The sequence below is a fragment of the Enterococcus sp. AZ078 genome, assembly GCF_051714985.1.
Classification (GTDB): Bacteria; Bacillota; Bacilli; order Lactobacillales; family Enterococcaceae; genus Enterococcus_B; species Enterococcus_B hirae.
In genome coordinates this window covers 40,491-59,873 of the sequence record NZ_JBIOSW010000001.1, presented here as the reverse complement: position 1 = coordinate 59,873, position 19,383 = coordinate 40,491, and the positions used below count along the sequence as shown (strand labels likewise).

Sequence of the window (19,383 nt, the reverse complement as noted above, 5' to 3'; positions counted from 1 at the left end):
TTATCGAGGGAACGTTTTTTTGTCAACATCTTTTTTTCCTTTTGTCAAACAAAATGCTTTCATTTACTCAATAAAGTTTAAAATAAGCCATAAAAAAAGCCATGATGTCTAATGACACCATGACTTTTTATTGTCCGAATACAATGTTGCTTACAATTCAGTTGATCAAAGATTAAGCTTTGATTTCAGTAACGACACCGGCACCAACTGTACGTCCGCCTTCACGGATTGAGAATTTAGTACCGTTTTCGATAGCGATTGGGTGGATTAATTCAACTTCCATTGTTACGTTGTCGCCAGGCATAACCATTTCAGTTCCTTCTGGTAATTCAACAACACCTGTTACGTCAGTTGTACGGAAGTAGAATTGTGGACGGTAGTTAGTGAAGAATGGAGTATGACGTCCACCTTCTTCTTTTGTCAACACGTATACTTCTGCAGAGAATTTTGTATGAGGTGTGATTGTACCTGGTTTAGCTAAAACTTGTCCACGTTGGATGTCTTCACGTGCAACACCACGTAGTAAAGCACCAATGTTGTCTCCAGCTTCAGCGTAGTCTAATAATTTACGGAACATTTCAACACCAGTAACTGTTGTTTGAGCTGTTTCTTCTGCGATACCAACGATATCTACAACGTCACCAACGCGAACTTGTCCACGTTCAACACGACCTGTAGCAACAGTACCACGACCAGTGATTGAGAATACGTCTTCGACTGGCATCATGAATGGTTTGTCGTTGTCACGTTCTGGAGTTGGGATATATTCGTCAACTGCAGCCATCAATTCAAGGATTTTTTCTTCGTATGAAGCGTCGCCTTCTAAAGCTTTCAAAGCTGAACCAGCAACTACAGGAACATCGTCACCAGGGAATTCGTATTCTGTTAATAAGTCACGAACTTCCATTTCAACTAATTCTAGTAATTCTTCGTCGTCAACCATATCTACTTTGTTCAAGAATACAACGATGTATGGAACACCAACTTGACGAGATAATAGGATATGTTCACGAGTTTGAGGCATAGGACCATCAGCAGCAGATACTACTAAGATAGCTCCGTCCATTTGTGCAGCACCAGTGATCATGTTTTTAACGTAGTCCGCGTGTCCTGGGCAGTCAACGTGAGCGTAGTGACGAGTGTCAGTTTCGTACTCAACGTGAGCTGTTGAAATTGTGATTCCGCGTTCGCGTTCTTCTGGAGCACCATCGATTTGATCGTAAGCCATAGCTTGGCCGCCGTTTTTCTTAGATAGTACAGTTGTGATTGCTGCTGTTAAAGTTGTTTTACCGTGGTCAACGTGCCCGATTGTACCAATGTTAACGTGTGGTTTAGAACGGTCAAATTTTTCTTTTGCCATTTTAAAATGTCCTCCTAAAAATACAATATATTTTTTATTTGTCTGATAGGTATGTGATAAACCAAAAGTCTATCACATGCCCATATCATCGATAATTATTTTACACGAAACTATATTAAAAATACAGTCTCTTTAGATAATCTGTCAAACAGACGATCTTGTTTTAAGAAATTATTCAGCTTTACCGCCGTTTTTCTTAATGATTTCTTCTTGGACTGATTTAGGAACATCTTCATAGTGGTCAAATACCATCATAAATGTACCGCGTCCTTGAGTTGCTGAACGCAATGTTGTTGCGTAACCGAACATTTCAGCCAATGGAACAATCGCATTAACGATTTGTGAGTTACCATGTGCTTCCATACCTTCAACGCGACCGCGTCGGCTAGTTACGTGTCCCATGATATCACCTAAGTAATCTTCTGGAACAGTAATCGTTACTTTCATCATTGGTTCTAAAATAACAGGACGTGCGTGTTTTGCAGCAGCTCTTAAAGCCATAGATGCAGCAACACGGAAGGCTGTTTCATTTGAATCGACGTCATGGTATGAACCATCGTAAAGTTTTGCTTTGATATCCACTAATGGATAGCCAGCAAGAACACCGTTATTCATAGATTCTTCTAGTCCTTTTTCAACAGCAGGGATGTATTCACGAGGAACGACCCCACCGACGATTGCATTTTCAAATTCGAAGCCTTTACCTTCTTCGTTTGGTGTAAATTCAACCCATACGTGACCGTATTGACCTTTACCACCAGACTGACGTACGAATTTACCTTCAGCTTTTGTTGCTTCACGGAATGTTTCACGGTATGAAACTTGTGGAGCACCAACGTTTGCTTCAACTTTAAATTCACGTTTCATACGGTCTACTAAAACGTCTAAGTGCAACTCACCCATACCTGAGATAACAGTTTCACCAGTTTCAACGTTTGTTTCAACTCGGAATGAAGGATCTTCTTCAGCAAGTTTTTGCAACGCAACACCCATTTTATCTTGGTCTGCTTTTGATTTAGGTTCAACAGCAACTTGGATAACTGGGTCAGGGAATTCGATTGACTCAAGAATAACCGGTGAGTCTAATGCACATAATGTATCCCCAGTTGTTGTATCTTTCAATCCAACAGCAGCGGCGATATCACCTGAGTACACTTTATCAATTTCTTGACGAGTGTTGGCGTGCATTTGTAGAATACGTCCGATACGTTCTTTTTTGCCTTTAGAAGCGTTCAATACATATGAACCACTTTCAAGGACACCAGAATAAACACGGAAGAAAGTTAGACGACCTACGAATGGGTCAGTCATTACTTTAAACGCTAATGAAGCAAAAGGAGCTTCATCGTCAGCTGGACGTGTTGTTTCTTCGTCTGTTTTTGTATCGATCCCTTTGATTGCTTCGATATCAACTGGAGAAGGCAAGTAATCAAGAACGGCATCCAACATTAATTGAACCCCTTTGTTCTTGAACGCTGAACCAGCTAATACAGGGAAGAATTCAACATTAATTGTTGCACGGCGGATACCAGCAATCAATTCTTCTTGTGTGATTTCTTCACCTTCAAGATATTTCATCATTAGTTCTTCGTCTGTTTCAGCAACAGCTTCGACTAATTTTTCGCGCCATTCTTGAGCTTGTTCTAAATATTCTTCAGGAATTTCAGTTTCTTGAATATCTGTTCCTAAGTCATTTGTATAGATTTCAGCTTTCATTTTAACCAAGTCGATGATACCAGTGAAGTTTTCTTCAGCACCGATTGGCAATTGAATTGGATGCGCGTTTGCTTGCAAACGATCATGCAATGATTTTACTGAGTACAAGAAGTCCGCACCGATTTTATCCATTTTGTTACAGAATACGATACGAGGCACTCGGTACTCAGTTGCTTGACGCCAAACTGTTTCAGTTTGAGGTTCAACACCTGACTGTGAGTCAAGTACAGTTACCGCACCATCTAATACACGTAGAGAACGTTGAACTTCAATTGTGAAGTCTACGTGTCCTGGTGTGTCGATGATGTTTACACGGTAACCTTTCCACTGCGCTGTAGTCGCAGCAGATGTAATTGTGATACCACGTTCTTGTTCTTGTTCCATCCAGTCCATTTGTGAAGCTCCTTCGTGGGTTTCACCAATTTTATGGATTTTACCAGTATAGTACAAGATACGCTCTGTTGTTGTAGTTTTACCTGCATCAACGTGAGCCATGATACCAATATTACGAGTTTTTTCTAGCGAAAATTCTCTTGCCATTTTCTTACTCCTCTCTTTATTTAAATCGATTGTAAATTGACTTTCTGCTGTCGTTTAACCCAACAGGCAGAGAGGATCTTACCAACGATAATGAGCAAATGCACGGTTGGCATCAGCCATTTTATGAGTGTCTTCACGTTTTTTAACAGAAGCACCAGTGTTGTTTGCAGCATCCATGATTTCTTTTGCTAAGCGTTCTTCCATTGTGTGTTCACCGCGCAAGCGAGCGTAGTTTACTACCCAACGAAGAGCTAAAGTTGTACGACGTTCAGGGCGAACTTCAACTGGTACTTGATAGTTTGAACCCCCAACACGACGTGCTTTAACTTCAAGAACAGGCATAACATTTTTCATAGCTTGTTCAAACACTTCTAATGGATCATTACCTGTAGATTCTTTAATCAAATCAAAGGCGTTATAAATAATACTAGCTGCAACACCGCGTTTTCCGTCAACCATTACACGGTTGATCAAGCGAGTTACTAATTTTGAGTTATAAATAGGATCTGGTAAAACATCACGTTTTGCAACAGGACCTTTACGTGGCATCCGTAACTCCTCCTTCCGAAATATTCTTCATAGTAATTGCCTTACTCTCTTAACATAGTAAGAACAAGTTTCATTTGTTTAATAATTAAAATTAAGCTTTAGGTTTTTTAGTTCCGTATTTAGAACGGCTTTGTTTACGGTCGTTTACACCAGCTGTATCAAGTGCACCACGAACGATATGGTAACGTACCCCTGGTAAGTCTTTTACACGTCCACCACGTAGTAATACTACGCTATGTTCTTGTAAGTTGTGACCAATCCCTGGGATATAAGCAGTAACTTCAATTAAGTTTGACAAACGAACACGAGCATATTTACGTAAAGCTGAGTTCGGTTTTTTAGGTGTCATTGTACCCACACGTGTTGCTACCCCACGTTTTTGAGGAGAGTTCACGTTTGTTTGAGTTTTCTTAAAGCTGTTATATCCTTTGTTCAAAGCAGGTGAATTAGATTTTTCCACCTTTGATTTACGAGGTTTACGTACTAATTGGTTAATTGTAGGCATTCCTTGTTTCCTCCTTCCCACGATTCGCGTCTAGTTCCACACATCCAGGTGGTTCTTTTTTTGCGATAAAAAATAAATGCAATTCTGCATCTTTATCAAATATGCTTTGATAAACAGTCAGCACGTCTCTTTACCAGAGACCTGTAGATAAAGCACCTTGGTTAGGATATCATGAATAAAGTACTCTGTCAACCAGTGTTATGTATTTTTTTTAGCCATTTGAAATTAAAAAAAGGACGCTATCTTTTTCCAATCATTCAATATAAAATAGCTATGAATAGAGACGAAAGAAAAGGTGGGAACAACAGATGAATTTGAAACAAGCAGCTGGAATTGAAGCAGCTAAATTTGTGAAGGACGGAATGATCGTTGGCTTGGGTACCGGTTCTACAGCCTATTATATGGTAGAAGAAATCGGTAGAAGAATGCGTGAAGAAGGATTAAATATCACTGGTGTCACTACATCGAATGCCACTAAAGAACAAGCAGAAAAATTAGGTATCCCTCTTAAGAGTATTGATGAAGTACCCGTAGTTGATCTCACGATCGATGGTGCTGATGAAATCAGTAAAGCATTTCAAGGAATTAAAGGTGGTGGCGCAGCATTACTTTTTGAAAAAATTGTTGCTACGTATTCAAAACAAGTCATCTGGATCGTTGATGAATCAAAATTAGTGGAGCAGCTTGGGCAGTTCCCTCTTCCAGTAGAAGTGATTCCTTATGGCGCTCAACAATTGATGCGGATCTTTGATGAGAAAGGTTACCAACCTGTTTTACGTCAGACCGAAACAGGTCAGATAGTCAAAACAGACAGTGGTCATTACATTATTGACTTACATTTAGAAGTGATCAATGACCCTGAAGCTTTGGCAACGTACCTTGATCAACTGGTTGGTGTCGTTGAACATGGACTGTTTTTAAATATGGTTTCAAAAGTCGTCGTCGGCTCCGCACAAGGCGTATCAATTATCGACTCACCTCATCAAAAATAACAACCCTGATATTAGTTATAAAAATTAGCAAAAATAGTTCATTTTAAAAACATAAAAAAACTATCTTTTCAATGGACTTTATGCTACATTTTTACTGTTATCTATAGACAGAAAATCATTGCTAGAAAGGAATCACCATGAAGATTATTGGTTATGCACGCACAACCATAAATGATGTTGATCTTACAACACAAGTGGAGCAACTCTCTAATTTTGGTTGTCAGGAGATTTTTCACGAGACATACAAGTCTAAAGATGCGGTGTCTAATAATATTTGTTTAGAAAAAGTAATCAAGGAAATGCGACAAGGCGATACTTTAGTTATCTGTCAACTTCATCGTCTAGGGAAGTCTACTCGTCAGCTAACAGAACTCACACAATTATTCAAAGATCGTGGCTTACACCTAGTTAGTATCCAAGAAGAGATCGATACGCGTACACCGATGGGGAAAATCTATTTTCAACTAATGGAAGGATTAGCCATTATGGAGTGCTCTTTAATCAAGGAACGGACACTTGTCGGGTTAGATGAAGCACGTAAAAAAGGTAAAATCGGGGGTCGTCCAAAAATCGATCCAAAAACAATTAAAAAAATTCGTCGGCTTTATTATGAAAAAAAAGAAACGATCCAATTAATTTCTACTAAATGTGGTGTATCAGTCGGAACCTGTTATAAATATATCAATCTTCCAGAAAAAGAGATTCAGCAATTATCTTAAACGACTGCCTACATCTTGATATTCTTTCATTTAAAAATGGATTGGCGCAACAAACGCAGACTGTCTGCTAAAGACGAATCAACTGTATATAATGAATAGGTAGGTGGATCAATGACAGTGCAGCCATTGATCCACCTACCTCTGTTTATCTGTCACTGTAAGAATTATTTTTGTTTTTTTATCTGTCTATCTTCTGATTTTCCCTTTCATTAACTTCATTTTTCAATGGAAATCTAGTCAAAAAAATTGTACAATAAAGCAGAACTGAAATTTTCAGAAATATAACCTATTTTAAAGGAGAGCTAAACATGCCAAAATTAGTTTTTTCTCGTCATGGTCTTAGTGAATGGAATGCATTAAACCAATTTACTGGTTGGGCTGACGTAAACTTAGCACCAGAAGGAATCGAAGAAGCCAAAGAAGGCGGACGCAAAATCAAAGAAGCTGGAATTGAATTTGATGTTGCTTACACTTCAGTTTTAACTCGTGCCATCAAAACATGTAATTTGATTTTAGAACACTCAGATCAACTTTGGGTTCCTCAAATCAAATCATGGCGCTTAAACGAACGTCATTATGGTAAATTACAAGGATTGAACAAAAAAGAAACAGCTGAAAAATATGGAGATGACCAAGTACACATTTGGCGTCGTTCATACGACACTCTTCCTCCATTGATGGACGAAAGTGACGAAGGTTCTGCTGCAAACGATCGTCGTTATGCAATGTTAGACAAACGCGATATTCCTGGTGGCGAAAACTTGAAAGTTACTTTAGAACGTGCTTTACCATTCTGGCAAGACGAAATTGCTCCAGCTTTACTAGACAACAAAACTGTTTTAGTAGCTGCACATGGTAACTCTCTACGTGCTTTAGCAAAACACATCGAAGGAATTTCTGATGAAGATATCATGGATCTTGAAATTCCAACTGGTCAACCACTTGTTTATGAATTAAACGATGACTTGACAGTTGCTAAAAAATACTATTTATAATAAATAAAAAAAGTGGGCAAGCGATTCAATTGAATCACTCGCTCACTTCTTTTATTAATCTGCGATTGCTGTTTCTAATCCGACTTCGATCATTTCGTTAAATGTCGTTTGTCGTTCTTCTGCAGTTGTTTCTTCTCCGGTAAGCAAATGGTCACTCACTGTCATGATTGCTAATGTTTGGACATGATATTTTGCTCCCAAATAGTATAAAGCAGCTGCTTCCATTTCCACACCTAGCACACCTAATTCCGCTAATTTAAACGTTTCTGTTGAATCATCTTTATAAAATGAATCTTCCGAGAGAACATTTCCTACATGTGTGGTAAATCCTTTGTCTTTTGAAATTTCATACGCCTTCAACAATAAATTAAAATCACTGATCGGCGGAAAATGAAAGGCTTGGAAATTTTTCTCGATCATCGAAGAACTAGTAGCTGCTCCTTGAGCTAAAACAAGATCACGAACATGGACATCTTTAGATAATGCACCACATGTACCCACTCGTATCAATTTTTTCACACCGTATGAATGAATCAATTCATGGGCATAGATCGTCGCTGACGGCATCCCCATCCCCGTTCCTTGTACCGAAACACGTTCGCCTTTGTAGGTTCCAGTAAAACCTAACATCCCACGAACTTGGTTGTAACATACTGGATCTTCTAAAAATGTTTCAGCAATATATTTTGCTCGTAAAGGATCGCCTGGAAGTAGTATTTTATCAGCGATCTCTCCTTGTTTTGCTTCAATGTGTACGCTCATCTGACACTCTCCTTGATTCAGTTATAGTAATACTAATACTTCTTTAATCAATGCCTTAAATGATTGTTTGACACGTTGCGTTGTTTCCACCACTTCTTCATGGTTAAGGTTCGCTTGCATGCCTGCTGCTAAATTAGTGATACATGAAATGCCGAGAACTTTCAATCCGCTATGTGCTGCAACGATCACTTCTGGCACAGTGGACATTCCGACTGCATCTGCTCCCATCGTACGTGACATCCGAATCTCTGCAGGTGTTTCGTATGTTGGTCCAGAATAGCCCATATATACCCCTTCTTTAAGAGTCAAATCTAATTGGCTCGCAGCCTCTTTGGCTACTTCACGGTAAGTTAAGGTATACGCCTCGCTCATATCAGGGAAGCGTGGACCGATCTCATCTTCGTTAGGACCAATCAATGGGTTTTGACCTGTGAAGTTGATATGATCAGTAATCAACATCAAATCGCCAGGAACAAATGATTCATTTACCCCACCACATGCATTCGTGACAATCACCGAATGAGCCTTTAATGCTGCCATTACCCGCACAGGATAAGTGACAGTTTGCATTGAATGACCTTCATAAAAATGGAATCGTCCTTGCATTGCCAGAACTTTTTTACCAGACAAGGTACCATAGACTAATTGACCAGCATGGCCGACAACTGTTGATGTTGGGAAAAATGGGATTTGGTCATAAGGAATCACGATTGCTTCCTCGATTTCTTCCGCTAACTCTCCTAAACCTGAACCTAAGATCAAACCAAAATCAATTTCTTTTACGCCCTTTTCTAGAATAAATTGAGTCGTTTCTTGTAACATTTCGCTTAATTGGGTCATTTACTTTCTCCTATTAACTATTTTTTTCTACAGAAGTCAAGAGGTTAGAAGCCCTGTCGTTCGACTAGCTAAAAAAACAGGTATGCCTGATTAACAAGGCTTTTTCACCTCTTGATTGATACTGTTAAAGCAAGATGGCTCTTTGAACAAAATGATTGACCTATCTTAGTTACGCTTTTTCAGGTCAAATTTTCAAACGCGGTCTGTCATTCCTATTTCAAAAGTTTTAAGAAACTTTCGCCGTTTTCGGTAGCAGGAACATCGAAGTTTTCAGCAATCGTTGCTGCGATATCTGAATAGTAGCCTTGTGGCAAGCTTCCTTGTCCTTGCATTTTTTTGCTGAAAACTAATAATGGTACATATTCACGTGTATGATCTGTTCCAGGGAATGTTGGATCGTTTCCATGATCAGCAGTAATCATCAGTAAGTCGTCCTCTGCCATTGCCTCTAATATTTCGGGAATACGTAAATCAAAATCTTCAATTGCGTGGGCATAACCCACAACATCCCGACGATGTCCAAATAATGCATCAAAATCAACTAAATTAGTAAAACTGATCCCTGTAAACTCTTTTTTCATCACATTTAATAATTGGTCAACGCCATCCATGTTGCTTTTCGTACGGACGAACTCTGTAATCCCTTGACCGTTGAAGATATCGTTGATTTTTCCAACAGCGATAACGTCTTTTCCTGCTTCTTTTAATGAATCTAAAACCGTATGCCCGAATGGATCCAATGCGTAATCATGTCGGTTGCTCGTACGAGTAAAATTACCAGGTTCTCCAACGTAAGGTCGCGCAATAATTCGACCAATCATGTATGGGTCGTCTTTAGTAATGTCACGAACGAACTGACAAATCCGATAAAGTTCTTCTAAAGGAATAATTTCTTCATGCGCAGCAATTTGTAGAACCGGATCTGCGGACGTATAGACGATCAAATCACCAGTTTTCATTTGATGTTCACCATAGTCATCTATAACAGCGGTTCCACTATATGGTTGATTGCAAACAATTTTGCGTCCTGAGAAGTCTTCGATTTGTTTAAGTAATTCATCAGGGAAACCGTTAGGAAATACTCGGAATGGTGTCTTGATGTTCAGACCCATGATTTCCCAGTGACCGGTCATTGTATCTTTTCCTACAGATACTTCCTCCAATTTAGTGGCATAGCCTTGGTGGTTTTTAACCGCTTCGACACCTTCTAATGGGCGAATCGTTCCTAATCCTAACTGTTCTAAATGAGGAATTGTCAAACCAGCTTCTTTTGCGATATGCCCTAGTGTATCTGAACCTTTATCACCAAATTTTTCAGCATCTGGCGCTTCGCCGATTCCTACTGAATCCATGACAATCAAATGTACGCGTTTAAACATGATTATTCCTTCTTTCTTTTTTATTATTGCTATTAAATCAAAAAGGGCGAGTCGAAAAAACATTTCCCGTAACCCACCCTTTTTATTCACTAAAAGTTTATTTTGATTTTATATAATTTTTACCGTTTGCTTTAGGTCCAGATGCTTTTCCTAAGAACGCTACTAACACAATAACGGTTAATAGGTAAGGTGCAATCTGCAACAATACTGGCGGTATCGAAGAAATCACTGGTAATTGAGCCCCGATGATACTTAAACTTTGCGCAAAGCCAAAGAATAAAGAAGCGCCCATTGCCCCTAGTGGATTCCATTTACCGAAGATCATAGCAGCCATTGAGATAAACCCTTGACCTACGATCGTTCCGGCAGAGAAATTCCCTGAAATCGATTGAGCGAATACTGCGCCACCCATTCCGCCAAGTAAACCAGAGATCAATACCCCAGAATAACGCATCGCGTAAACATTGATTCCCAATGTATCCGCTGCTTGAGGATTTTCACCCACTGAGCGTAAGCGAAGTCCAAACTTTGTTTTAAAGATAATAAACCAAGCAAGAATCGCAATTAAAATGGCACAATAAGCTGGTAAAAATGTATTTTTAAAGAAAATTGGTCCAATCACAGGGATTTTTGATAATCCAGGAAATGAGAAATATCCTAAGTTAACTGAAATATTATCAGTTTGTCCTTTTCCATACCATGTTTTGATCAAAAATACACCCAAAGCTGGTGCCATCAAGTTGATAACTGTCCCGCTGATGATATGGTCTGCACGTAAACTAACAGTTGCTACTGCATGTAATAAAGAGAATAACACACCAACTATCCCACCGACTAAAATAGCGATCCATGGTGTCATGTCTCCTAAGGTAGGACTCATGGTTAGATTAAATACTACCGCACTGAAAGCACCCATAACCATGATGCCTTCTAAACCTACATTGACAATCCCACTTCGTTCAGAAAAAGTTCCACCTAAAGATGTAAGAATTAATGGTGTTGAATAAACCAACGTTGAAGTGAGGATTAAAGCAATTAACTCAGTTGTTGACATTATAATTCTCCTCCTTCTTGACTCTGATTTGTTGGTTTCGATTCAACAGTCTCCACAATCGCTTCTTGTTTTTTACCTTGGAAGAATTTCGCCATAATGAAACGAATCAAGAAGTTGATCCCAACAAAGAAAATAATCAATGCAATCGATACATTTACGATTTCAAATGGTATACCGGCACCTGTTTGCATCCCCAAACCACCGATTTTCAAGATACTGAACAAGAGTGCTGAAAGTAAAATTCCAATCGCTGAACCAGAACCTAACAGTGACACAGCCATTCCGTCAAATCCGATGGCTAATGAAGTTGTTTGGACGAAAAAGTTTTGATACGTTCCTAATCCTTCGACTACTCCACCAAGTCCTGCTAAAGCGCCTGAAATCATCATGGAGAAGACGATCGTACGTTTACTACTCATTCCAGCATACTCAGAAGCAAAAGGATTTAGACCTACCGAACGAATTTCAAAGCCTAACGTCGTTTTCTTCATCAATAGCCAAACAACAACCAGTGCAATCAATGCTAAAAACAAACCAGCATTTACACGAGAACCGCCAAACATTTGTGTCAGCCAAGGTAATCTAAGAGAAGCATTTTGCCCAATCAAATTTGAAGAATCTAAGCTTGAACGATACGTATCTGGCATGATGTCATGTAAAGCAAAAGTACTTAAATAAAGTAAAATATAGTTCATCATAATAGTGACGATTACTTCACTTGTACCGAAAAAGGCTCTTAACACCCCTGGAATAGCCGCAGCCAAGGCTCCTGCCAAAGCACCTAAAATCACACAAGTCGGTAATAAAATGACTTTTGGCAGATCAGGAAAGGCAAGTGCTACCCACACACTAACGATCCAACCACAGAGTGCTTGTCCCGAAAGCCCGATATTGAAGAATCCTGCTGAGTTCGCAACAGAAAAACCTAATGCAGTAAAAATCAACGGTGTTGCTTGCCGTAATGTTTCACCAATACTTCTTTGAGAACCAAGGGACGCATTTAACATTGAAGAATAACCTTGCCCTGGGTTATAACCAAAAGCTGCCATCAAGATAGCACCTAAAACTAAACCTAGAATTACCGAAAAAATAGGAACTAGGAGATTACGTATCTTTTCATTGCGATCATTCATGTGCGCCACCAACCTTTTCTAACTCTTTTCTTGCTTCTTCTAAAGAATAGCCCGCCATAAGTAATCCTAGTTCATTTTCAGAAGTTTCTTTTGGATCAACGATTCCCACGATTTTTCCTTCGTGGAGTACCGCAATACGATCAGAAACATTCAAAATTTCTTCTAATTCAAAACTAATCAATAAGACCGCTTTGTATTTGTCTCTTTGTTCAATCAAACGTTTATGAATAAACTCGATTGCTCCAACATCTAGCCCACGTGTCGGATTAGCAACGATCAACAAGTCAGGATCACGATCGATTTCCCGAGCAATAATTGCTTTTTGTTGATTCCCACCTGATAATGCTTTTGCTGGCACAAGTTCATTCGTTGTTCGAACATCATACTCTTCGATTAATTCTCGTGCATGTTCATTGATCAAAGAATAATTCAATAAGCCATTTCTACTGTAAGGTTTTTGGTAATAATTTTGTAAAGCAATATTCTCCGCTAACGTCATATCCAGCACTAAGCCATACTTATGACGGTCTTCGGGCACATGTCCTACACCAGCCTCCGTAATTTTTCTTGGCTTTTTATTCGTGATATCTTCATCTTTTAAGCGAATCGTTCCACTTTCTGCTTTACGTAAACCGGTTAACGCCTGGATCAATTCTGACTGTCCGTTACCATCAATACCAGCAATTCCTAAAACTTCTCCTGCTCGTACTTCTAAACTTAGGTCTTTGACTGCGTCCAATCCTCGGTTTTCTTTAACCACTAGATTTTCAATCGATAACACAACTTCTTGAGGCTGACTTTCTTTCTTCATTGTCTTAAATGAAACCGTACGTCCAACCATCATATCTGCCAATTGTTGTGAAGAGACATCTTTTACATTTACTGTACCAATCCCTTTACCACGACGGATAACTGTACAACGATCTGCTACAGCTTTAATCTCATCTAACTTATGGGTGATCAAAATGATCGATTTTCCTTCTTTGACCAACTCTTTCATGATTACAATCAGTTCGTCAATCTCTTGTGGCGTTAATACTGCTGTAGGTTCGTCAAAAATCAAGACATCTGCCCCACGATAAAGTGTTTTTAAGATTTCTACCCGTTGTTCCATCCCAACAGAGATATCTCGGACATACGCATCAGGATTGACCGATAAACCATATTGTTCAGAAAGCTTTTGGATTTCTTCACGTGCTTGGCGACGATCAAGTACCCCTGCTCGACTTGGCTCACTTCCCAAAACAATATTTTCAGTAACAGTAAATGCATCCACAAGCATAAAGTGCTGATGGACCATTCCGATACCTAGCTGGTTCGCTTTTGTCGGACTTGTAATTTTCACTTCTTTCCCATGCATCAGTATTTCACCTGATGTTGGCTCTAAAAGGCCTGAGAGCACATTCATCAAGGTTGATTTTCCGGCACCATTTTCTCCAAGTAAAGCGTGGATCTCTCCTGCTTTCACTTGCAAGTTGATGTTGTCATTTGCTTTGAACGTACCAAACTGTTTGGTGATATTCCGCATTTCGATGACAATATTTTCTTGAACCACAATTTTTCACATCCTAACGATTTCTATCTAGGCAACGATTAACAAAGATTTTTCATAAAATCTCAAATTGAAGCAAAAACTTCAGGGGATTATTCCCTTATCAAGAGGCTGTGAAAAGAGCGTTTTGACCTGAGCATTAAGGAAGAAAATCTCGAAACAGCTTTTCATGTTTTGAGATTTTTTGACTTAATGCCGAAGGTCAGCTCTTTGAACGCCGTTTAGCAAGAGGCTGTGAGCAGCATGTTCTACTTCAAGAATTAAGAACAAAAAAACGAAAATAGCTTTTCATATTTTTGTTTTTTGGGGCTTAATTCCGCAGAAGTAATGCTGTGAACGCCGTTTAGCAAGAGGCTGTGAAAAGAGCGCTTTGACCTGAGCATTAAGGAAGGAAATCTCAATAGCTTTTCAGCAACATCTTGATAAAGAAACAATCGTTAGTTATTTACTAAACCATAGCCTTGTCAAACAATTGTCCAACAAGGCTATAGAAATTCGTTTGATTATTTTTCAGGAGTTTCTGGTACTTTGATATCTCCTGAGATGATTTTTTCTTTTGCTTCATTCACAGCTTTTTCTGCTTTTTCTGAAAGTTGACCTTTTGTGATACCAACACCGTCTTCTTTCAATCCGTAAACGGTATGTTCCCCACCAGGGAAATCACCATCAGCTGATTTTTGAGCTAAGTCTTCAACAACAGTTCCTACACCTTTTAGAGTTGATGTCAAAGTAAAGTTTTTCTTTTCACCATTTAAAGTGTATTCGCCTTCGTCCGATTGGTCACGGTCAACCCCGATAACCCAAACTTTTTTGTCGCCTGATTCGTTTAATGATTTCGCTTCTTGGAATACACCGTTACCAGTACCACCAGATGCGTGGAAAATGATATCTGCATTTTGTGCATACATTCCTTGAGCAATTGAACGTCCTTTATCTGGCGCTGAGAAGTCTCCTGCATATTGATTCAAGACTTTAATTTCTTTGTTTAAAGCTTTTGCACCAGCATCTACACCAGCTTTGAATCCTGCGTCAAAACGATCGATTACTTCACCTTTTACTCCACCAATGAAACCAACAGTGTTTGTTTCAGTTGTGTAAGCTGCGGCAATCCCAGCAAGATAAGAAGCTTCGTTATCTTTAAATGTTGCTGAAACCACGTTGTCTTTGCCGTCGATAACGTCATCAATAATAGCAAAGTTTGTTTCAGGATTTGATGCAGCTTGCTCTTCAATAGCTGGCTTCAATTTATAACCAATACCAAAGATTGTTTTAAAACCTGCATTCAAAGCTTGGTCAATATTAGGGATATAATCTGATTCATTTGCTGATTGGAAATATTGGAACCCATCATTCCCACGTGATAGATCATGATCTTTCCCCCAAGCTTGTAGTCCTTCCCAAGCTGACTGGTTGAATGAACGGTCATCAACACCGCCCGTATCTGTGATCAATGCTGCAGTTGCTGTTTTTGAACCGCTGTTTCCACCGGTTGAATCAGTTGAATCTGATCCGCTGCCACATGCGCCCAATAATAACCCAGCAGATAACGCTACAGCACTTAAACCAAATAATTTTGCTTTTTTCATTTCTGTAAAGCCCCCTAAAATAATTGTTTTATTTTTCAACAGTCAGCTGACTGAATGAACATGAGTGATAATTCTATAGATCTTTTTCTGTAAAGGCGTAAGGTAATAGTTCTTTAACCGTCATTGCCTTAGTCACACCGTTATCCCCTACTAAAGTTACCGGCATGTCTGGTACACAAAACTCAGCCATTACTTGACGACAAGCACCACAAGGAGAAATTGGCTCTGGCGTATGACCAGCCACTACTAAATGAGTAAACTCTTTTTCTCCTTCAGAAACAGCTTTGAAAAAAGCCGTGCGCTCCGCACAATTGGTTAAACCAAACGAGGCATTTTCGATGTTGACCCCTTGATACGTTTTTCCAGATTCAGTGACTAAACATGCACCTACTGGAAAATGTGAATATGGTACATATGCTTTATCCAATGCTTCTACTGCAATGTTGATCCATTCTTGCTTCACTTCTGTCATAAGCTTCCCCTTACTACTTAATAGCCTTCGCCAGTAGATCCTGACATAATCGAAACTCCTGCACTGGTGCCAATTCTTGTCGCACCAGCTTCAATCATTGCCAAAGCTTCAGCTTCGTTATGGATACCACCAGATGCTTTCACACCCATTTCAGGTCCAACAGTTTCACGCATTAAACGAACATCTTCGACTTTTGCTCCGCCAGTTGAAAATCCTGTAGAAGTTTTAACAAAGTCTGCCCCAGCAGCTTTTGCCAGCTCACAAGCTTTTACAATTTCCTCATGATTTAATAAAGCTGTTTCGATGATGACTTTGACTAAAGCACGATCTTTGGCCGCTGCAACCACTGCTTCAATATCTTTTTGGACTTTATCAAACTGTTGAGACTTCATTGCCCCAATATTGATGACCATATCCACTTCATCTGCGCCATTTTCAATCGCATTTGTAGTTTCAAAAGCCTTAGTTTCAGCAGTATTAGCTCCTAAAGGAAAGCCAATTACTGTACATACTGCCACTGGTTCGCCTTTTAATTGTTCTTTTGCTAGTGCGACCCATGTTGGGTTGATACAAACAGAATAGAAATGGTATTTCTTTGCTTCTTCAATAATTCGCATAACGTCTTCTTGAGAAGCATCTGCTTTTAAGATGGTGTGATCGATCATTCGGTTCAATTCCATTTTTTTCTCTCCTTTTATTCGGTGATGATATCATGTATCAATGTAGGCTTTTCAGCCGAGTCACTAATTTGGATATTTTGATAGAGCAATTCTTGAACAGAAGAAATCTCTTTTGTATTACTATAGATTGTCAACAATGATTCTCCCTCTTTTACAGGATCACCAATTTTTTTATTTAATTTAAGACCAACTGCGTGATCAATATCATCTTCTTTAGTTTTGCGTCCTGCACCTAACATCATAGCTGCAATCCCCAACTCATTCGCAACGAGTTTTGAGACAATACCACTCGATTTGGCTGGCAACTCAACAACATACTTAGCTGTCAGTAATCGTTCTGGTTGGTCTACGATAGAGTCATCTCCACCTTGATTACGGATCATTTCCTTAAATTTGTCTAAGGCTTTGCCAGATTCTAGTGCTTCTTGCAGTAAACTTCTAGCTTCTTCGATTGTTGCTGCTTGATTGGCTAAGACCACCATCTGACTCCCTAATGCATAACACATTTCCAGCAAGTCTTCTGGTCCATTGCCGTTTAACGTTTCAATTGCTTCCACAACTTCAAGACTATTACCAATTGCTTCACCAAGAGGTTCAGACATATCAGAAATTACGGCTACTGTCTGACGATGAGCTAATTTTCCAATACTAGTCATTGTTTTTGCTAAACGTCTAGCATCTTCAATATTCTTCATAAAGGCGCCGTCACCTGTCGTCACGTCTAAAACGATCGCATCTGCTCCTGCGGCAATTTTCTTACTCATGATCGAACTGGCAATCAAAGGAATCGAATCCACTGTCGCAGTCACATCCCGCAAAGCATAAAGTTTTTTATCTGCTGGTGCAAGATTTCCTGATTGTCCAATAACAGCCACTTTACTCTCATTGACAATTCGGATAAACGCTTCATCAGAAAGCTCGATTTGAAATCCAGGAATTGCTTCTAGTTTATCCAGCGTACCACCTGTATACCCCAAACCTCTACCAGACATTTTGGCAACTGTAACACCCACACTTGCGACTAAAGGTGCTAAGATCAACGTTGTCGTATCTCCCACACCACCTGTAGAGTGTTTATCCACTTTGATCCCATCTAAAGGACTTAAATCAATGACATCTCCTGAGTGGGCAATGGCAAGTGTTAAATCCGTGATTTCTCTATCGGTCATATCTTGATAAAAGATCGCCATCAACAATGCGCTGATTTGATAATCTGGAATTTCACCATTCGTGTATTTTGTAATAATATACTCGATATCTTTTGTCGATAATTCATTTCCGTCTCGCTTTTTTTCAATCAGATCCACCATTCGCATTGCTTGATCCTCCTCGTCTTCATTCGGTATTATACAGGAATTTTCCAAAAGGTAAACCACTTTAGTAAACCAGTTTACTAAGAATACAAAGAGCTACTCACCGCCTTTGTAAACACTTACATAAGCAATATAACGCTGAGTTATCCCTTTGTCAATGTTTTTATGCTCTCACGAATAATTAATTTTGTTTCAAAGACTTTGTTCGGAACTTTGCGTTGCGGGAACTCGATCGTGTCGATCAAAAATCTTGCGGCATAAAATCCAATATCAGAACTTGGCTGTTTCACTGTTGTCAATTGAGGGATCATATACTCGGATAACTTCAACCCATCGAAACCAATAACTGAAATATCATCGGGGATTTTTTTGCCTAATTCATCAATCGCTTGGTAACAACCAATCGCCATTGCATCATTTCCACAAAAAATTGCTGTAAGATCTTTGTGCTTTAAGAGCCGTTTAGACGCCTCGTATCCACCTTGGACCGTCAACTCCCCTTGTTCTACATACTTTCCATTGAAAGGGATTCCATGATCCTTTAGTGCATGACGATACCCGTTGAACCGTTCTTCTAACTGGTAATAGCCTGTTGTTTCTTTGAGCATACCGATTTTGGTATGACCGTTCTTAATAAACAAAGAAACTGCTTGATAAGCCCCCTCATACTCTTTTACGATCAACCGACCATTATCTCTGGTATTCAATCCACGATCAATCAAAATAATCGGCATATTTTTATAAAAACCACTATCTAAAGAATAGTCATCTGGCAAAACATTGGGCGTAGCCAATAAGATTCCATCCACTGAGCGATGAGCCAATTCTTTTAAATACTTGATCTCATTTTCTTGACTATGACGAGAGTTGCAAAGCATGATCACATACCCCAGTGGATTCAAGTAACTCTCGACCCCTTCAATCAATTTAGAAAAGAAGAAGTCAGTGACATCTGGCACGATCATACCAATCGTTTTAGAATGACGATTGATCACATTCGAGGCAAAGTAATCTGGTTTATAATGGTGCTCGTTAACAATATTCAGGACTTTTTTTCGTGTTTTATCACTAAAGCGGCTCCCTTTATTATTTAAAATTTGTGATACAGTGGTGACTGAAACACCTGCCATTTCTGCAATGTCTCGGATCGTTAGTTTCACTTCTTCTCCTCCTTTATGATGTAAATTCTTTTTTAGTTTACCAAAAGCATATAAAAAAGAATAGATAGAAAAAAAT

The 19,383-nt window shown here is 39.2% G+C and carries 18 protein-coding genes; 3 read left to right on the top strand and 15 right to left on the bottom strand.

Annotation, left to right across the window (positions count from 1 at the left end; translation table 11 throughout):
* Positions 1 to 172: 172 nt before the first annotated feature.
* The 4 genes from tuf to rpsL form a co-directional block, all read right to left on the bottom strand.
* Positions 173 to 1,360 carry an elongation factor Tu gene (gene tuf, locus IGJ18_RS00265; RefSeq protein ID WP_010720459.1) on the bottom strand — a complete coding sequence of 396 codons (1,188 nt, stop codon included), beginning with the start codon at positions 1,358 to 1,360 and terminating at the stop codon, positions 173 to 175.
* A 171-nt stretch (positions 1,361 to 1,531) separates the two neighbouring features.
* Positions 1,532 to 3,616 carry an elongation factor G gene (gene fusA / locus IGJ18_RS00260; RefSeq protein ID WP_010720460.1) on the bottom strand — a complete coding sequence of 695 codons (2,085 nt, stop codon included), beginning with the start codon at positions 3,614 to 3,616 and terminating at the stop codon, positions 1,532 to 1,534.
* Positions 3,617 to 3,694: 78 nt separating this feature from the next.
* The gene (rpsG, locus tag IGJ18_RS00255) at positions 3,695 to 4,165 is read right to left on the bottom strand and encodes a 30S ribosomal protein S7 (protein WP_010720461.1); all 471 of its coding nucleotides are present in this window, start codon (positions 4,163 to 4,165) and stop codon (positions 3,695 to 3,697) included.
* A gap of 91 nt (positions 4,166 to 4,256) precedes the next feature.
* Positions 4,257 to 4,670 carry a 30S ribosomal protein S12 gene (gene rpsL, locus IGJ18_RS00250; RefSeq protein WP_002294318.1) on the bottom strand — a complete coding sequence of 138 codons (414 nt, stop codon included), beginning with the start codon at positions 4,668 to 4,670 and terminating at the stop codon, positions 4,257 to 4,259.
* A gap of 308 nt (positions 4,671 to 4,978) precedes the next feature.
* Between rpsL and rpiA the strand changes: the two genes are divergently transcribed.
* The 3 genes from rpiA to gpmA all read left to right on the top strand — a co-directional run bounded on the left by rpiA (position 4,979) and on the right by gpmA (position 7,376).
* The gene (gene rpiA / locus IGJ18_RS00245; protein WP_010736793.1) at positions 4,979 to 5,662 is read left to right on the top strand and encodes a ribose-5-phosphate isomerase RpiA; all 684 of its coding nucleotides are present in this window, start codon (positions 4,979 to 4,981) and stop codon (positions 5,660 to 5,662) included.
* Between the two features lie 137 nt (positions 5,663 to 5,799).
* Entirely contained in the window at positions 5,800 to 6,381 is a 582-nt protein-coding gene (locus IGJ18_RS00240) for a recombinase family protein (RefSeq protein WP_010720463.1), read from the top strand.
* A 308-nt stretch (positions 6,382 to 6,689) separates the two neighbouring features.
* On the top strand, positions 6,690 to 7,376 hold the full coding sequence (gene gpmA / locus IGJ18_RS00235) for a 2,3-diphosphoglycerate-dependent phosphoglycerate mutase (RefSeq protein WP_010720464.1): 687 nt from the start codon (positions 6,690 to 6,692) through the stop codon (positions 7,374 to 7,376).
* A gap of 54 nt (positions 7,377 to 7,430) precedes the next feature.
* Here gpmA and deoD read toward each other — a convergent pair whose 3' ends face one another.
* From deoD to IGJ18_RS00180, 11 genes are all read right to left on the bottom strand, one after another.
* Entirely contained in the window at positions 7,431 to 8,138 is a 708-nt protein-coding gene (gene deoD, locus IGJ18_RS00230; RefSeq protein ID WP_010720465.1) for a purine-nucleoside phosphorylase, read from the bottom strand.
* 21 nt (positions 8,139 to 8,159) lie between these two features.
* Positions 8,160 to 8,978, bottom strand: a complete 819-nt coding sequence (locus tag IGJ18_RS00225) for a purine-nucleoside phosphorylase (RefSeq protein ID WP_053766559.1) — start codon at positions 8,976 to 8,978, stop codon at positions 8,160 to 8,162.
* Positions 8,979 to 9,190: 212 nt separating this feature from the next.
* The gene (gene deoB, locus IGJ18_RS00220; RefSeq protein WP_010720467.1) at positions 9,191 to 10,357 is read right to left on the bottom strand and encodes a phosphopentomutase; all 1,167 of its coding nucleotides are present in this window, start codon (positions 10,355 to 10,357) and stop codon (positions 9,191 to 9,193) included.
* 97 nt (positions 10,358 to 10,454) lie between these two features.
* On the bottom strand, positions 10,455 to 11,411 hold the full coding sequence (locus IGJ18_RS00215) for an ABC transporter permease (protein ID WP_010720468.1): 957 nt from the start codon (positions 11,409 to 11,411) through the stop codon (positions 10,455 to 10,457).
* On the bottom strand, positions 11,411 to 12,544 hold the full coding sequence (locus IGJ18_RS00210; RefSeq protein WP_010720469.1) for an ABC transporter permease: 1,134 nt from the start codon (positions 12,542 to 12,544) through the stop codon (positions 11,411 to 11,413). The genes IGJ18_RS00215 and IGJ18_RS00210 overlap by 1 nt, the downstream gene beginning before the upstream one ends.
* Positions 12,537 to 14,099: an ABC transporter ATP-binding protein gene (locus IGJ18_RS00205; protein WP_010720470.1), complete on the bottom strand. Its 1,563-nt coding sequence runs from the start codon at positions 14,097 to 14,099 to the stop codon at positions 12,537 to 12,539. The genes IGJ18_RS00210 and IGJ18_RS00205 overlap by 8 nt, the downstream gene beginning before the upstream one ends.
* 500 nt (positions 14,100 to 14,599) lie before the next feature.
* The gene (locus IGJ18_RS00200) at positions 14,600 to 15,682 is read right to left on the bottom strand and encodes a BMP family lipoprotein (RefSeq protein ID WP_010720471.1); all 1,083 of its coding nucleotides are present in this window, start codon (positions 15,680 to 15,682) and stop codon (positions 14,600 to 14,602) included.
* A gap of 73 nt (positions 15,683 to 15,755) precedes the next feature.
* Positions 15,756 to 16,154: a cytidine deaminase gene (locus IGJ18_RS00195; protein ID WP_010720472.1), complete on the bottom strand. Its 399-nt coding sequence runs from the start codon at positions 16,152 to 16,154 to the stop codon at positions 15,756 to 15,758.
* A 17-nt stretch (positions 16,155 to 16,171) separates the two neighbouring features.
* Positions 16,172 to 16,834, bottom strand: a complete 663-nt coding sequence (gene deoC, locus IGJ18_RS00190) for a deoxyribose-phosphate aldolase (RefSeq protein WP_010720473.1) — start codon at positions 16,832 to 16,834, stop codon at positions 16,172 to 16,174.
* A 14-nt stretch (positions 16,835 to 16,848) separates the two neighbouring features.
* Positions 16,849 to 18,150 (bottom strand): pyrimidine-nucleoside phosphorylase, encoded by a 1,302-nt coding sequence (locus IGJ18_RS00185; protein ID WP_438842708.1) that lies wholly within the window; start codon positions 18,148 to 18,150, stop codon positions 16,849 to 16,851.
* A 140-nt stretch (positions 18,151 to 18,290) separates the two neighbouring features.
* Complete coding sequence (locus tag IGJ18_RS00180; RefSeq protein WP_010720475.1) at positions 18,291 to 19,307, bottom strand: LacI family DNA-binding transcriptional regulator; 1,017 nt, start codon at positions 19,305 to 19,307, stop codon at positions 18,291 to 18,293.
* Positions 19,308 to 19,383: the final 76 nt, after the last annotated feature.

Bases quoted from the DNA above. Each gene is read 5' to 3' on its own strand.
- tuf (WP_010720459.1), bottom strand. From the start codon at position 1,360: ATGGCAAAAGAAAAATTTGACCGTTCTAAACCACACGTTAACATTGGT.
- fusA (WP_010720460.1), bottom strand. From the start codon at position 3,616: ATGGCAAGAGAATTTTCGCTAGAAAAAACTCGTAATATTGGTATCATG.
- rpsG (WP_010720461.1), bottom strand. From the start codon at position 4,165: ATGCCACGTAAAGGTCCTGTTGCAAAACGTGATGTTTTACCAGATCCT.
- rpsL (WP_002294318.1), bottom strand. From the start codon at position 4,670: ATGCCTACAATTAACCAATTAGTACGTAAACCTCGTAAATCAAAGGTG.
- rpiA (WP_010736793.1), top strand. From the start codon at position 4,979: ATGAATTTGAAACAAGCAGCTGGAATTGAAGCAGCTAAATTTGTGAAG.
- IGJ18_RS00240 (WP_010720463.1), top strand. From the start codon at position 5,800: ATGAAGATTATTGGTTATGCACGCACAACCATAAATGATGTTGATCTT.
- gpmA (WP_010720464.1), top strand. From the start codon at position 6,690: ATGCCAAAATTAGTTTTTTCTCGTCATGGTCTTAGTGAATGGAATGCA.
- deoD (WP_010720465.1), bottom strand. From the start codon at position 8,138: ATGAGCGTACACATTGAAGCAAAACAAGGAGAGATCGCTGATAAAATA.
- IGJ18_RS00225 (WP_053766559.1), bottom strand. From the start codon at position 8,978: ATGACCCAATTAAGCGAAATGTTACAAGAAACGACTCAATTTATTCTA.
- deoB (WP_010720467.1), bottom strand. From the start codon at position 10,357: ATGTTTAAACGCGTACATTTGATTGTCATGGATTCAGTAGGAATCGGC.
- IGJ18_RS00215 (WP_010720468.1), bottom strand. From the start codon at position 11,411: ATGTCAACAACTGAGTTAATTGCTTTAATCCTCACTTCAACGTTGGTT.
- IGJ18_RS00210 (WP_010720469.1), bottom strand. From the start codon at position 12,544: ATGAATGATCGCAATGAAAAGATACGTAATCTCCTAGTTCCTATTTTT.
- IGJ18_RS00200 (WP_010720471.1), bottom strand. From the start codon at position 15,682: ATGAAAAAAGCAAAATTATTTGGTTTAAGTGCTGTAGCGTTATCTGCT.
- IGJ18_RS00195 (WP_010720472.1), bottom strand. From the start codon at position 16,154: ATGACAGAAGTGAAGCAAGAATGGATCAACATTGCAGTAGAAGCATTG.
- deoC (WP_010720473.1), bottom strand. From the start codon at position 16,834: ATGGAATTGAACCGAATGATCGATCACACCATCTTAAAAGCAGATGCT.
- IGJ18_RS00185 (WP_438842708.1), bottom strand. From the start codon at position 18,150: ATGCGAATGGTGGATCTGATTGAAAAAAAGCGAGACGGAAATGAATTA.